Origin of the sequence: Brassicibacter mesophilus, from assembly GCF_050433385.1 — a bacterium.
GTDB lineage: Bacteria > Bacillota > Clostridia > Tissierellales > Proteiniboraceae > Brassicibacter > Brassicibacter mesophilus.
The window spans coordinates 113456-127365 of sequence record NZ_JBNPXI010000003.1 but is presented as its reverse complement, the minus strand read 5'-3'; the positions used below and the strand labels follow the sequence as shown (position 1 = coordinate 127365).

Annotated in this window: 15 protein-coding genes; 4 read left to right on the top strand and 11 right to left on the bottom strand. The window is 31.9% G+C overall.

Translation table 11 applies throughout. The annotated features are described in order from the left end of the window. Positions 1-60: 60 nt before the first annotated feature. The 11 genes from HNR33_RS05560 to HNR33_RS05510 all read right to left on the bottom strand — a co-directional run bounded on the left by HNR33_RS05560 (position 61) and on the right by HNR33_RS05510 (position 10196). Positions 61-720, bottom strand: coding sequence for a class I SAM-dependent methyltransferase (locus tag HNR33_RS05560; protein ID WP_429081001.1), 660 nt, complete (start codon positions 718-720; stop codon positions 61-63). Between the two features lie 228 nt (positions 721-948). Next, positions 949-1503: a GNAT family N-acetyltransferase gene (locus HNR33_RS05555; protein WP_429080999.1), complete on the bottom strand. Its 555-nt coding sequence runs from the start codon at positions 1501-1503 to the stop codon at positions 949-951. 222 nt (positions 1504-1725) lie between these two features. Then, the gene (locus HNR33_RS05550; protein WP_429080997.1) at positions 1726-2286 is read right to left on the bottom strand and encodes a GNAT family N-acetyltransferase; all 561 of its coding nucleotides are present in this window, start codon (positions 2284-2286) and stop codon (positions 1726-1728) included. A 328-nt stretch (positions 2287-2614) separates the two neighbouring features. Further along, positions 2615-3247: a histidine phosphatase family protein gene (locus HNR33_RS05545; RefSeq protein WP_429080995.1), complete on the bottom strand. Its 633-nt coding sequence runs from the start codon at positions 3245-3247 to the stop codon at positions 2615-2617. Between the two features lie 278 nt (positions 3248-3525). Beyond that, positions 3526-4332, bottom strand: coding sequence for a class I SAM-dependent methyltransferase (locus HNR33_RS05540; protein WP_429080993.1), 807 nt, complete (start codon positions 4330-4332; stop codon positions 3526-3528). Positions 4333-4406: 74 nt separating this feature from the next. Then, a complete protein-coding gene (locus HNR33_RS05535; protein ID WP_429080991.1) occupies positions 4407-5243 on the bottom strand; it encodes an SH3 domain-containing protein in 837 nt (278 codons plus the stop codon). Positions 5244-5433: 190 nt separating this feature from the next. Next, entirely contained in the window at positions 5434-5637 is a 204-nt protein-coding gene (locus HNR33_RS05530; protein WP_429080990.1) for a hypothetical protein, read from the bottom strand. Between the two features lie 87 nt (positions 5638-5724). Continuing rightward, positions 5725-6066, bottom strand: a complete 342-nt coding sequence (locus HNR33_RS05525) for a GrpB family protein (RefSeq protein ID WP_429081495.1) — start codon at positions 6064-6066, stop codon at positions 5725-5727. 237 nt (positions 6067-6303) lie between these two features. Further along, positions 6304-8412: a YcdB/YcdC domain-containing protein gene (locus tag HNR33_RS05520; RefSeq protein WP_429080988.1), complete on the bottom strand. Its 2109-nt coding sequence runs from the start codon at positions 8410-8412 to the stop codon at positions 6304-6306. A 97-nt stretch (positions 8413-8509) separates the two neighbouring features. Then, positions 8510-9676 (bottom strand): acyltransferase, encoded by a 1167-nt coding sequence (locus HNR33_RS05515; protein ID WP_429080987.1) that lies wholly within the window; start codon positions 9674-9676, stop codon positions 8510-8512. Positions 9677-9809: 133 nt separating this feature from the next. Further along, positions 9810-10196, bottom strand: a complete 387-nt coding sequence (locus tag HNR33_RS05510) for an ATP-binding protein (protein ID WP_429080984.1) — start codon at positions 10194-10196, stop codon at positions 9810-9812. Between the two features lie 280 nt (positions 10197-10476). Here HNR33_RS05510 and rd point away from each other — a divergent pair, with 280 nt between their 5' ends. The 4 genes from rd to HNR33_RS05490 all read left to right on the top strand — a co-directional run bounded on the left by rd (position 10477) and on the right by HNR33_RS05490 (position 13906). Continuing rightward, positions 10477-10638: a rubredoxin gene (rd, locus tag HNR33_RS05505; protein WP_429080982.1), complete on the top strand. Its 162-nt coding sequence runs from the start codon at positions 10477-10479 to the stop codon at positions 10636-10638. A gap of 93 nt (positions 10639-10731) precedes the next feature. Continuing rightward, the gene (locus tag HNR33_RS05500) at positions 10732-11613 is read left to right on the top strand and encodes a DMT family transporter (RefSeq protein ID WP_429080980.1); all 882 of its coding nucleotides are present in this window, start codon (positions 10732-10734) and stop codon (positions 11611-11613) included. Between the two features lie 275 nt (positions 11614-11888). Beyond that, on the top strand, positions 11889-12635 hold the full coding sequence (locus HNR33_RS05495; protein ID WP_429080978.1) for a hypothetical protein: 747 nt from the start codon (positions 11889-11891) through the stop codon (positions 12633-12635). Positions 12636-12649: 14 nt separating this feature from the next. Next, complete coding sequence (locus tag HNR33_RS05490) at positions 12650-13906, top strand: aminotransferase class III-fold pyridoxal phosphate-dependent enzyme (RefSeq protein ID WP_429080975.1); 1257 nt, start codon at positions 12650-12652, stop codon at positions 13904-13906. Positions 13907-13910 lie beyond the last annotated feature (4 nt).

Below are 13910 nucleotides of genomic sequence, written 5' to 3'. Positions count from 1 at the left end.
TATACTTCAGATACATTAATATGTATTAGATGATAGACTGCATGTAAACTACTACTCCCATCACTTTTGTCCAATTATAATATAATGCCATGAATCATGCTGTGTTCCATCAATAACATAAAAATCCTGTACCTGTCTAATTGTTAACAATTCAAACTCCCAAAACAATTCCCTAATAAGTACCTCATCAACACAACAATGTGGAATATTAAATTCAGGACCATCTTCAATCATCAACGTTGTATTCTCGTCAATTCTAGGAAATCTTTTATCCTTAAATTTTCTGTCATTCTTCGAACATACAGTTACAAAGAATTCTCCACCATCTTTAAGGACTCTACCTATCTCAGAAATAACTGTTTTCAGCCCATTAGTATCAGTGTGTGATATAACGTTATAAGATAATAAACAGTCAAATCTATCATCAGAAAATGGCAACTTCAGCATGTCACTTACTTTCGCATTGACAGTTAAATTCTCTTCCGTTGCCCAATCCCTCAAAATATTAATACCTTCTTCTGATAAATCTATTGCGCTAACGTTAAATCCTTCCTTTGCAAACTGTATGGAATGCCTACCTTTTCCACTACCTAAATCTAAAAAATCACTATATCCTTTATACTTCCATCTATTGATCAAATAGTAGGACTCTTCACAAGGACTTATAAAAAATTTGCTGTCTGCTTTCTTCCAATTCCATGCCTTTGATATATTATTCAACTATCTTACTCCCTTCATCTTACTTATAATACCCTTATATGAATCAATCGAAGATAATGATGTCATCTGTAACTTAACGTTTTCAGGCTTTGCAACATGGTTATTAAGTTACTTCTACAACATATGCCAATGTCGCTCAAGCCCATGTTGGGTGCAGTTGTAGATCTGAATGTTTTTATATTTGCTTAGTATATTTCCTTGTTTATACACACTGATAAAAGAAAAAACTTACTTAAACCTTGACTCCATCCAATAAAACATTGCATCGCCACACTTAAATTCACCAATAATTTTATATCCAGCATTTCTGTAGCTTTTAATAGCACGGTTATTTGTGCTTAGTACATCAAATTTTATTTTTTCTATCCCATTATCAAAACACCAATCAGAAATACTTTTTAATAATTTGGTGCCATATCCTTTATTACACCAATTTGGATGAATTCTAATACCTACATTCTCAACGTGCATTTTTTCCCAATTAATTCTAGTCAAGGAAAATTTACCAATTACCTTTTCTTTTTTATGATCCACTATCAAACTTATAGTTTTATTATCTTGATGATAACACTCCCACCTGTTATCTCTTTCTGAAATAGGTCTATTTTTTAATGATGTATTAAACATCTCATATTTAATAGGGTAATCTGGCCAATTTGCATATATATCAATATCTGTACGTTTTAATTCTCGAATAATAAAATCATCGATCGAAAATGGTAATTTTGCTAAAATTCTTCTCTTATGTTCTTTTAAATCATTACATATATTTTGATTAGCCATACTAACCTCCGAATTTTTATTAACGCAATTATGCCTAACATTCCCGCAATATTCAATAAGGAAAGTGTGATGTGGCATGCTACCTAAATACACTATTCCTGAGCTCAAAGGTGGGAATGGACGTGTTAGTTGAAATCTGGACCATTACTCTACCTGAATTTACGAATATACCAAGATAATTTTATAAAGTACCTATGTATAATTTGAAAATTGAATTATTTGTTATTTAGCCATATCTTCTTTCACTATTGCATACATATTCAAATCTCCAAATGTTCCATCTTTATGTATTTTGTATTGCTTAAGTGTACCTTCATACTTCATACCTGCCTTTTCCATGACTTTACCAGATGCTATGTTCTTTGTGTCATGCTTTGCTTGTATTCTGTTAATCCCAACCTCAGAAAATAAAAAAACATTTACTGCTTTTAATGATTCGGTCATAATACCCTTATTCCAATAAGCTCTACTTATACAATAACCTACTTCACAACGACAGTTCTTGTCACTTACCTCTATAACACAAATTGAGCCAATCACTCTTTCAGTAGACTTTAACTCAATCGCCCAATTATATACAGTAGACATTTCATATGCACATATCCATTCAAATATTACTTCTTTAGTAACCTCTATTGTGCCATGAGGTGACCAACTCAAATATTTTGCAACTTCTTCATCATTTGCCCAGTTATAAAACATATCTTCAACATCAGCAATAGAAAATTTACGAAGAATCAATCGATCAGTATTAATTGTAATTGTTCCCCTGTGATTTAACATAAAATCAGCTCCTATTCTTTAACAAGAAGTGTCCAAGCTTTTGATTCTATGACGAATCATCTCTATGCTGGACCCTTCGAAGCAATTCTTCGCAAACAGTGCTTGCACCCGGTGAAGATATGTACGTAGCGAACAGAAATATTTTGCTAGATAATGTGAAGATAATGTCATATAATATTTTCGTACTTGCAATGTTCCTGAACCGTAATCCAGAATACTACCCCTTGGTAGAGCTTTGATTACGGTAAAGAAATGTAGTACACAACACTCTAAAATTGCGCCTTGTGTATCTTTGTGCAAAAACATCGTTGGTAAATTGTAGGCATTGCTATCTTTGAGTCAATCCTACTAAATGTGATGTATCATTAAACAATTTTAATGCATTTTGACCATAATGGCTCTTTGTTAACACAGATATACTTCCAGGCAAAGCTAAAAAACAAGCTTCTTTTAACATTTCAGGAGTTAATTTCAGCCACCATGCTAGTATGTTTGATACTGCACCACCATGAGTAACGACTAACATATTCTTTTCTTCAAAAGTGTAAATTTTCTCCATACACTCACAAATTCTTTTATAAAATTCTCTCGGTGTCTCTCCATCTGAAAATGCCAAGTAATCCATATCATAACCTTCTTTTAATCTTGGATTTTCATTTTTTCTAACCCAATTCTTTGTTTTACCTGCGGCTATCCCAGTGTTTATTTCTCTTAATCCGCTTTCTTCTATGATATTAATATCTAAATGACTACCAACAATTTCTGCCGTTTGCTTTGCCCTCATCAGATCAGATGAGTATAAAACATATCCTTCACCATTAGTTTCCTTTTTTAATCTAGTTCCAATAAGATTAGCCTGTTCCCGACCAAAATCAGTAAGTGGTGTGTCAGTCCATCCACCTGATAAATTGTTAATATGATGCTCTGACTGACAATGCTGTACTATAATGATTTTTTCCATAATTACTCCCCCTTTTAAGTGATAGTCTTTTTCCCATGCCTGCTAACGTCCTGAATGACCGTCACGTTTGAACCTTAGATAACTACTATCATAGTAAAGGAGTGTACTGGTTCTGCTCCGAGACCTATCCCTCCAGCCCGAACAGTCATGCTGTACTATAAGTACTAGATACCCCGCTATTCAGAGGACGACAGGACATCGCCCCCTCTAATCTCTAAAAATACTTTTAAGCTATATAATTTATAAAAAAATGTGTTGTAGCTCTTGTTACCATATTTTCAATCCCCAATGTTCATAACAAAAACTCGGTGTGCCTCCCTTGCACTTTTGAAAAGACCTGCAAGCATAAACACTGTTCGGTACTTCTTGGGCAGCATTTCAATTACATTTTCATCGGTCAAATACAGTGTTTTCAAATGTTTTGCAGACTCAGCGTACCCTTCGATTTCCTGTGTGTCATCAACACCCCATTTAATCGTTGCGCCAGTTTTTTTCAAGGATGGATGATTCTTTGAACTTTTTGCAGTTAGCTTAGAATATGCGTCGAAAACTATTGTGTAGCTCTCGAACTTCGATTTCAGGGCTCTAAAAAGTGCTTTTATCTCGCCTTCAGAAAGATACATAAGCAATCCCTCCGCAATAACAAGTATATCGTTTTCAGCCATTTCAATTTTATCTATCCATCTGAGATCTGTAACAGAGGAAGCAATGTATCTATAATTTTCTGTTTCACGATACAGCTGCCTTTTTATGTCAATGACCTCAGGAAAATCCAAATCATACCACATTCCAATGTTAAATCCAAGTCGCATAAATCGTGCATCAAGCCCGCATCCAAGATATAGAACCAAACAGTTAGGATTTGTACTAATAAAATTCTTAGTAAAATCGTCGATAATCGCTGCACGAATTGCAAGCATAATCTGTGTTTTGTTCTGGATCTTCAACCTTGAGTAATCGTAGTCTAGTTTGTCTATCGCTTCTTCGGCATATGAATCTTTAAAAACCCCCATTTCACTCATCTTAGCTTTCCCGTAAAGAGGAATTATCAGAGTTTCCATTTCATTTTTTAACTGTATTTTCATGCGGTTACCTCCAAGAAATATAAATAATATTGTATCTCAGAAAAAGTTATTTGAGACTTTTATATGACTATATTTCAGTTTCCATATGTCACATCTTCTTCTTTAACTCTAACGATAGTCGCTCCAGGCAATGACACATCATACCATCCATCTTTTTTTTCTTCTATTCTACCATAAGCATTTTCATCTAATGCTGTTAATTTATAGCCATCATCATAAACCTGAACCAAAGTACCTTTTTTAATCATTATCTCAGATGGCTTTAATTCTTCAAGAGTTGCTAAATTCGATTTTTTAACCCAACCTTCTCTATAATGATTAGCATCCCATAATATATATCTTTTAACATAACACCATTCTTCGTATTCATAAATCACTTCTACAACCTGTCCATATTTTAACTGTACTGAATTAATATCTACTTCCAAAAGCTCAGGATTTATAACATCTTCATTCTCTTCAGGAGTTAAATATAAACGACAATCTTCTTTTACTGTTCTTTTTTCCGTCGGAAAAACATATCTAAACTCGTCATATTTTGGAGCATTAGTTGTTAAATACCACTTTGGGATCCAACCGCTAATATTTACTTTAATCCATTTTTCATTACTCTCTATTATTTCAACTTTATTGTCCTCTGACCTTACAAAAGTATTAATATCTGCCTTATATCCAAATGCAGGGTGTCCGTCAGGAGAAAAATGTAACCTCACATGACCTAAACCTCTTAAGTAAGCTGTTCTTTCCGCTGACGTTATAGCTTGTTCACTTTTCTTTTTTATATTTAAAATTTCTATTTCCTTCTTTATTTCATTTTTATCAATTACAGTTTTAATATTTATACCAAGTAATGCTATTATTACAAAAGATAATATCGAGATAATCCTTTTATTTATCATGTCTTTCTTCATATGCTCCTCCTTTTTTAAAAATAAACTATATTGATTTCTTCTAACGTCTTCATATTTATGGCACCTTCGAACTGGACCCTATAGGAACACTTCCTTGACTCTACCGCACCCTTGTGCAAACATATTTTTATATGATGTAGTGGCATATTGGCCCCTATAACCCTTCACTAGTAAGAAAAATTTGTTATTGCTATATACCTTTTGAAATTTCATCTACATTCTTAATGTATAAAGAGATTTCACCACATTTAGGACAGACCGCAACTTTAGGCTTTTCTATCCTGTTGGCAAAGATACCTGTTCCTGTAGCAATTTTGATACCATAACCTGCACCTTCAACTTTTACATCAAATCCCTCAATCATTTCACATTTACACTGAGGACAAATTCTCATTTCTATTTCCCCCATTTCATATATAAAATTATCTTTATTTCACCTGATTCTAGCGTTGTGATCCTTATTAAGGATGTTATCTGCAAATTAAGTAAGGATAATGCTTACAACCCACATTTTTTTATAAGCTTCATTAACACAAGGACTTTTATCTTCTATATAACTATCAATATCTGTTGGGTACTTTATTGATGCTTGTAATTTAATCTCACTATATTTTTCCCTATCTTCTTTATGTGTTCTCAAATAATTTCGAAAAACAATATGCTTTTTTAATTCTTCAGAATCTCTTGGACAAACGTATAAATTATGAGTCATAAACTCAAACTTTTCATTATAACCAAAAGCTTTTCCATTCTTTATCCCTAAATCTCCTTCATGATAATAATCCAAATTTTCTAGACGGGATTTAACATCTTCAAAATTTATTATAATTTTTAATTTATATATGGCTTTTGTTCATTACATATTATACCATATTTCAGTAAATTTTTGTTAATACAAAAAACACTGTGAATATGATAAAACTCCCCTCAAAATAAACAATTATATTATTTGAACTGTCTACTACAATGGGAGTATATCAAATCACAGTGTTTTTCAGATTGTATATTCAATTAATAATATTTTAAAATCTTTGGTTTATATCGTTGTGTTTAGCACCTTTTACTTTACATTCAAAAGATTGTATATAATCACAGCAGACTGTTCTCTCGTAAGACTAGAGCTAGGATTAAAGCTTTCTGCGTCATTACTTACAATATCTAATCCAGCTGCTATCGCCACATAACCTAAAAGCTCAGGATCTATCTGATCAGCATCCTTAAATTCTACCTTATAGATGCCTTCTATATCTGCGACCTTGTCATATCCAAGGGCTCTAACAATATACTTCACTGCATCCTGCTTAGCTACAGTTGATTCAGGTGCCTTTTCATCTTCCCTTACTATGCCTTCGTTAATCAAGTAATTATATAGTCTATCAACTGAATTTCCTTCTTCACTATAAATGTCAAAGTAATAGTTTTTAGCTTTAGCAAGAAGATATAAAAAATCTTTCTGTGCTATAGTTTGTTTCGGCTTAAACTCATTTCCTTGTAGTGAAATGCCATATTCTGCTAATATTTCTATTTGCATTTTTGCAAAGCTATCATTGATATCGTTATATTTTGATATTTGTTGTTCTTTATAAGGTCTTCCATAATCATATAAGAGCTCACCTGAGAAAGCATCAATATTTAATGGTTTATCTTTTTTAGCTGTATAGATAAGTTTTACCTCTTTATTAGAATTATCGTTATCAATGTATCTGTTATTATTTTGACCTATATATTGCAGCTCATATCCGATATCATTAAACAGAATATTATAGGCCTTATCTATTGACATAACTTTATCTGAAGATGGTAACTCTCCTTTATACCAGGTATAGTTATATTGAGTAATCTCGCCTGTTACCGCATCTATCCCAATATTAAAGCCATTTTCTAGGAAATACGCACTATTAATCTTCCTAACAAAGTTAAAATGATATTGTGTAGGTTTTTCTTCATTATTCATAGGTCTGTAAATTGGCTGCTCAATATCAAAGTATTCAACTTGACTGTACTTTTCTTTTTGAATTGATTTAATAAAATCCTTAGCTATTTGTAATACTTCATCTTCATCATATTTTGCTTTTTCATCACGTGAATGTGATATATATTTGTTAAAGCTCTTTATTTCTTTTGTTTTTGCATCTATTGTTATACTAATGCTAGCTGACTCTTCTTTATTTTCTTCTACAAAATACATACGCCAAATAAAATCATCTTTATTTTCCCAGTCACTATATAAATTTATACTGTTAAGCTTATAATCTTTTGAGATATTAAGAAAATCTCTAGCTACTTTTTCGGCTTCAGACTCTGATATTATATCTTTAGCATTTTTTATTGCATCAAGCTCCTCTGGAGAAAGATCTGATTTATCAGCTGTATCTTGAGTAACAGCATTTTTTTCAGATATTCCATAGTAATAATCATATACGTCCACAATTTCTCCAGTTTTAGCGTCTATTGCTTTATTATTGTTCAAGGTAGTATAAACTAAATACGCTTTCGTTTCATTAGAACTACGATTAAGCTTATATACTAAATCTAACCCTAATTTTTCTTTAAATGACTGTTTGGCCTGTTCTAGTGACATTATCCCATTTTTGTCTGGAAACTTAAGATTTTTGTCCCAATCACATCCGAAACTCTTTACTTCTCCAGTAATATTGTTTACAGAAATATTAATTGAATTATCATAAAAAGGGATTCCATTTTCAATTCTTATAAAATCGTAATAGTAATTTCTATCATATACATTTAACGGAGAGATATCCTCTTGATATTTTATACTAGCTACAATATCAGGATTGACCTTTTTTATGAAGTCATTAGCAATTTTGAGTCCATCAGCTTTACTTATCTTAGGAAGCTTAGGCTCATACTTTTCATTGCTAGGCTTGTAACTGTAATAATTTCTTACCATACCATCCGAATCGATATTTACGTTAATGCTACCCAGCTTATCAGCACTGTCATACCAATTCAATTGATATTCTGTAGCATCATTGTATTTGTTGATATTATAATTAAATTTGTCGTAGTCATCTGTGATATTCAATAATGATTTTGCTTTTTTTATTGCATTCTCCAACTCTTTGTCATACTGTGCATAGCTTTGTAATGGTAGCACAAAAGTTAATACTAGTAAGATTGATAATAGTAAGCTTATTCTCTTTTTCATTTTTTTCCTCCTTATATCTCAGTATTTACCATTAAGACGTAAACTTAAGATATAAAGTTCCTTAATTTCTAAATTTTATTTATTTTTTACAGACTATTTATTGTGCCCTTACTGTTTTTGTTTCACTCTTCTTATTTAAAAGTGATGGAACCTTTCCAATAAAAAGCCATCTCCAATTAAATAGAGCTATAAAATAGCATAATCCCATAGTCAATATCCAACCTAAGCCTATTATAATGATAACTGAGCTTACTCTCCCATATCCTATGACATTAGGGAACATCCACATCAGCTTCATTTTCAAGAATTCAAGCACCATTGGATGTGCAAAATACACGCCTAATGAATACATACCAAAGGATTTAAACAGCTTTATCGCTACATTATCATACTCTTTTATCCTTCTAGTCACCCATACAAGAACTGCAAATGTCAAAATAGCATATATCATGTTCGTAGGTCTTATAGAACCATATCTTTCAAAATAATCTCTGCTTTGATTTATATACATATTCAAATACGGTTCACCAACAAATAAAAGAAGCCCCCCAAAATATAAAACAAATATGGTTTTAATTTTTTCATCTATTATTCTAACAACCTTTTCATAGTGATAAGCAAATATTCCTCCCATTATAAAATAGAAAAACCATCCAATAACTGTTTTCCAAAAATATGTGTTTATAAAGTTGATTATTGCAAAATTTGTAGTCTTTTTAAAGTAAAATTCATATATTAATATTACTGCTTGAAGCATAAAAACCGCAGCTGTAACTAATAATGGTTTATTCTTCATAGAATTAGATAAATATTTTATTATAAGTGGAAATAAAACATAAAATTGAACAATGAGAAAAATAAAGTATAGATGTGCAAACGTATCTCCAACTGGCAGCTTCCTTAAAAAATCTGCCACAGTTGCTTGATTAAACTGCACTCCATACATATAGACACTAAACAAGAAATATGCTATAGACCACACAACGTAAGGTATTATAATAAAAGTAAATTTCTTTTTATAAAAAGCTTTAGGATTAAATTCGTCTGGAGTTCTATAATTGTAAAATAGCACAAATCCTGACACCATCATAAATACAGGGGTACCAAATCTAAAGAACTGATTTAAGAATGTTCCTAGCCACATTGCTTTGCTTCCAAACTCTGAAAACAATGCAAATCCTCCAGTAGCATGTATTGTAAATATACCAAAGGCTGCTATGGCTCTAATATAATATAATTCATCAATTTGTTGTCTTTTACTCAATTCTTCACTCCCTTATCTTAAAATATTACATTTTGGTTACAATAATTATATATTACAATTCTTTATTGCTTTAGTCAATTATAGTTTAGTTTGCAGTTATAAGCGAAATAAAAAAACTCTCACTACTGAGAGTCTAAATATACTTAATAGAAATTACTTTATTTTTATTTACATAAAATTCATCACTTAATCCATCTACTAATACAAGTCCCCTGCCGCAGCATTTTAAGTCCATGGGATCGTATGAATCCTTGTCGTAGCAGAAACCACTGCCTTCATCAGTTATTTCTATCTTTATTGATCGATTGTCAACATGTAAATGTAAGTTAATATTTTTATTTTTATCTTGGTTGTTCCCGTGTATAGCACTATTAATAATAAGTTCATTTAATATAAGCTTTATGTCAAACAATAGAGATTCATCATGTATTATTTGACAAAGCTCTTCAAGAATATTCTCCAATGTTGTTTTTATCTCACGTAAGTCACTACAAATTGATTGATCTATTGCAAATATCAAGCTTATCCCTTCTATCTATATATATTAGTATTATTGGTAAAGATATACAGACCGTTATTCTTTATTTTAATTTTACCCACTAAAAATAAATCTAATCTATAATTCTTAAAAACTTTAAATATAATTATTAGATTTTTATATTTATCTTACTATGATATGAATATTCCAGCATTATTTTTTAATATATTATACAATAAAATTAAATCAACATAAGTTTAAAAAAATTTTTTTTGGGTATTATTTAGATGAACAATTAATTAATGAAAGGGGATTTTGAATTATGGACAAATATGTATGTATACCTTGTGGATATGTTTATGATCCAGCTGAAGGAGATCCAGATGGAGGGATAGCTCCAGGAACAGCTTTTGAAGATATACCAGATGATTGGGTATGCCCAGTATGTGGTGTAAGTAAAGATATGTTTGAAAAACAAGATTAATTTTTACATAAAAACCTCTGTTTCTACCAGAGGTTTTTATTTTTTTTGCAGAAAAATCTGATATCATATATGTAGAAAGGATAGGTGATATATATGACAAAGCAATTTAAAGCAGATTTGGCTTTATTACTTGTAACTGTAGTATGGGGATCAACCTTTGTAATTACTAAAAACGTACTCAAAGATATCCCTACATATAACTTTTTGGCAATAAGATTTCTTACAGCTTTTATCTTTTCATCTGTAGTTTTTTATAAAAGCTTTTTTAGTCTAGATAAAAATACTATTAAATACGGTATTCTTATAGGTATAGTATTGTTTATAGGGTTTGCATTTCAAACAGTTGGACTTAATTATACTACAGCATCCAAGTCTGGGTTTATAACAGGCTTTTCAGTAGTAATAGTCCCTCTGATTTCAGCCATAATGTTTAGAAAGCTTCCAAGCCTATCCATAATTGCAGGTGTAGTTTTAGCAGTAATAGGCCTTGGACTTATGACACTTGACTCAAGCCTTGTTCCTAATATAGGTGATTTCTATACATTAATAGCAGCCGTATTCTTTGCTTTACACATTATATTAGTTGGAAAATATACCGTGAACGTCAATTCCATAAACCTTGCCATAATACAAATTGGGGTTGTAGGCTTTTCAAGCCTGCTGTTCTCTTTATCTACTGAGAGCTTTACAATTCCAAGTACTGTTAATACTTGGGGCGGAATATTGATAACAAGTATTCTTGCAACTTCTGGTGCATTTATAGTACAAAATACTATGCAGAAATTTACCTCAGCTACACATACTGCACTCATATATACTGCCGAACCTGTATTTTCTGCTATATTTGCATTTATGCTAATAGGCGAAAGAATGACTAATAAAGCTATCTTTGGAAGTATACTAATACTTTTAGCAATGATCCTCGGTGAAATAAAATTAGATTTTAAAACAAATAGAGTTAAAACTGAAAGCTAGCTTATGATTAAAATCTCATGTTGTTTCAAAAATAAAATAAAAAAGATTAAAAATATTCATATATACTAAATTAGCTAATATATATTTAGTATATATTTTTTTTAGTCAACGAAGAACATAAGTTCGTGTCACCTGAAATGTATTTAGTAATACATTTTATTTTTTCTTGATTTATGAGTGAGTACTCACTCTAATTAATGTTGTTGTTTTATTAAATAAACGCAAAAATCTTTTCAAAAAAATAAAAAGGAGGAAATTTTGAGATGTCTAAAGAATTGACAAAAGCGAATATCAACCTATTCGCAATACTTCGTAATCTCGAAGATCTTTGTGAGCTAGACAGCGAGATGAAAGCTCTCATCAAGAACAAAAACATATCTATTCAATTCTCCGTAAAAAATGGACCAGATGGTTTTTTAACATTTAAGAACGGCAAATGTAGCTTCAAGAGAGGCAAAGAAAAATGTAACATCAAGCTCTACTTCAAATCACCGAAGCATTTCAATGACATGTTTGAAGGTAAAGCAAATCCTATTCCACTAAAGGGCTTCACTAAACTCAACTTTCTTAAAAATGAGTTTGCAAAACTTACAGAAAAGCTCACCTACTACTTAACTCCTACTGATTCTCTTTTAAACGACCCACCATATCTTAAAATAAATACAATTCTTACTGCTTATACGGCATTTTTCGCACTTGCACAAATTGGTAATACGGATACAATAGGAAAAATGAATGCTTCAAGAATTCCTGATGGAACAATTTCCGTTTCTGTTCAAAACGGAGGTCCAGCTGTTCATCTTACAGTAAAAAATGGACATCTAGAGACTGAAAAAGGTATCGGAGAGTTTTCACGTGCTTCTATGACTTTTTCCAGCATCAAAATAGCTAATTCTATTTTAAATGGCAAGATTGATAGCTATACCTGCATCGGCTCAGGTGATTTTCAAATTAAAGGTTATATTCCAATGATTGATAATATGAACAAACTTCTGGCTCAGGTACCATCATATTTAAGTTGATAAGGGGGGAAATCATGAAAATCTATAATTATAAAAAAAATCAAGAGCTTTTTAAAAAAGCCACTAAAGTAATCCCTACTGGTATCCATGGTCATTTAGGCCCAGCGTCTGGATGTTATATTCCCGCTAGTTCATTCCCATTTTTTGCTCAAAAAGCAAAAGGTGCTTATTTCTGGGACATGGATGGAAATAGATTTATAGATTATATGTGTGCTTATGGACCAAACGTTTTAGGCTACAATGATGACGATGTAGACACTGCTGTTAGAAAACAAATGGAATCAGGCAATTGTACAACTTGTCCTTCGCCTATTATGGTAGATTTTGCAGAGCTAATGGTTGATACAGTTCATATGGCTGATTGGGCTTTCTTTGCAAAAAATGGTGGAGATGTTACTAGCTTCGCTCTTATGGTTGCGAAAGCAGCAACTGGCAAAAAGAAAACCATACTTATAAAAGGAGGATATCATGGAGTTGCTCCTTGGACACAAAAGCTAGGGTATCCAGGAATAGTAGCAGAAGATGTTGCAAACAACTTGTACGTCGAATGGAATAATTATGAGCAGGTAGAGAAAATAGTTAATGATCATAAAGGTGAAATAGCATGCTTTATGGCTACTCCTTATCATCATCCCATATTTCAAGATAGCCAGCTTCCTGAAGAAGATTATTGGCAAAAAATACGCAAGCTTTGTACTGATAATGGCATAGTACTTGCGATTGATGATGTTCGCTGTGGTTTCCGCTTGGATATGGAAGGTTCAGACCACTATTTTGGTTTCAGAGCAGACTTGATGTGTTTCTGCAAGGCAATAGGAAATGGATGGAATGTATCTGTACTTTGTGGTACTGATGCTCTAAAAAGTGCTGCATCTGAGGTTATGTATACAGGCAGCTACTGGCTCTCTGCTGTTCCTTTTGCTGCTGGTATAGCTTGTATAAATAAGCTTAAAAAGCTAAATGGACCAAAGCTAATGAATGATTTAGGAAAAAAACTAACTGATGACTTAGTAAATATAGCTAAAAGTCACGGATTCAATCTAGTTGTGTCAGGTGCTCCTTCAATGTGGTATATGAGAATTGCTGATGACGATTCTCTCTCACTTCACCAAGAGTGGATTGCTGAATGTGTAAGAAGAGGTGCATTTTTTACTAATCATCATAATCTATTTGTCAACTGTGCTATGACTGATGAAGACATTAAGCTTACTCACGAAATAGCAGATGATGCTTTCAAGGCATTGAAAGCTAATCATCCGGAATTCAAATAAGAAA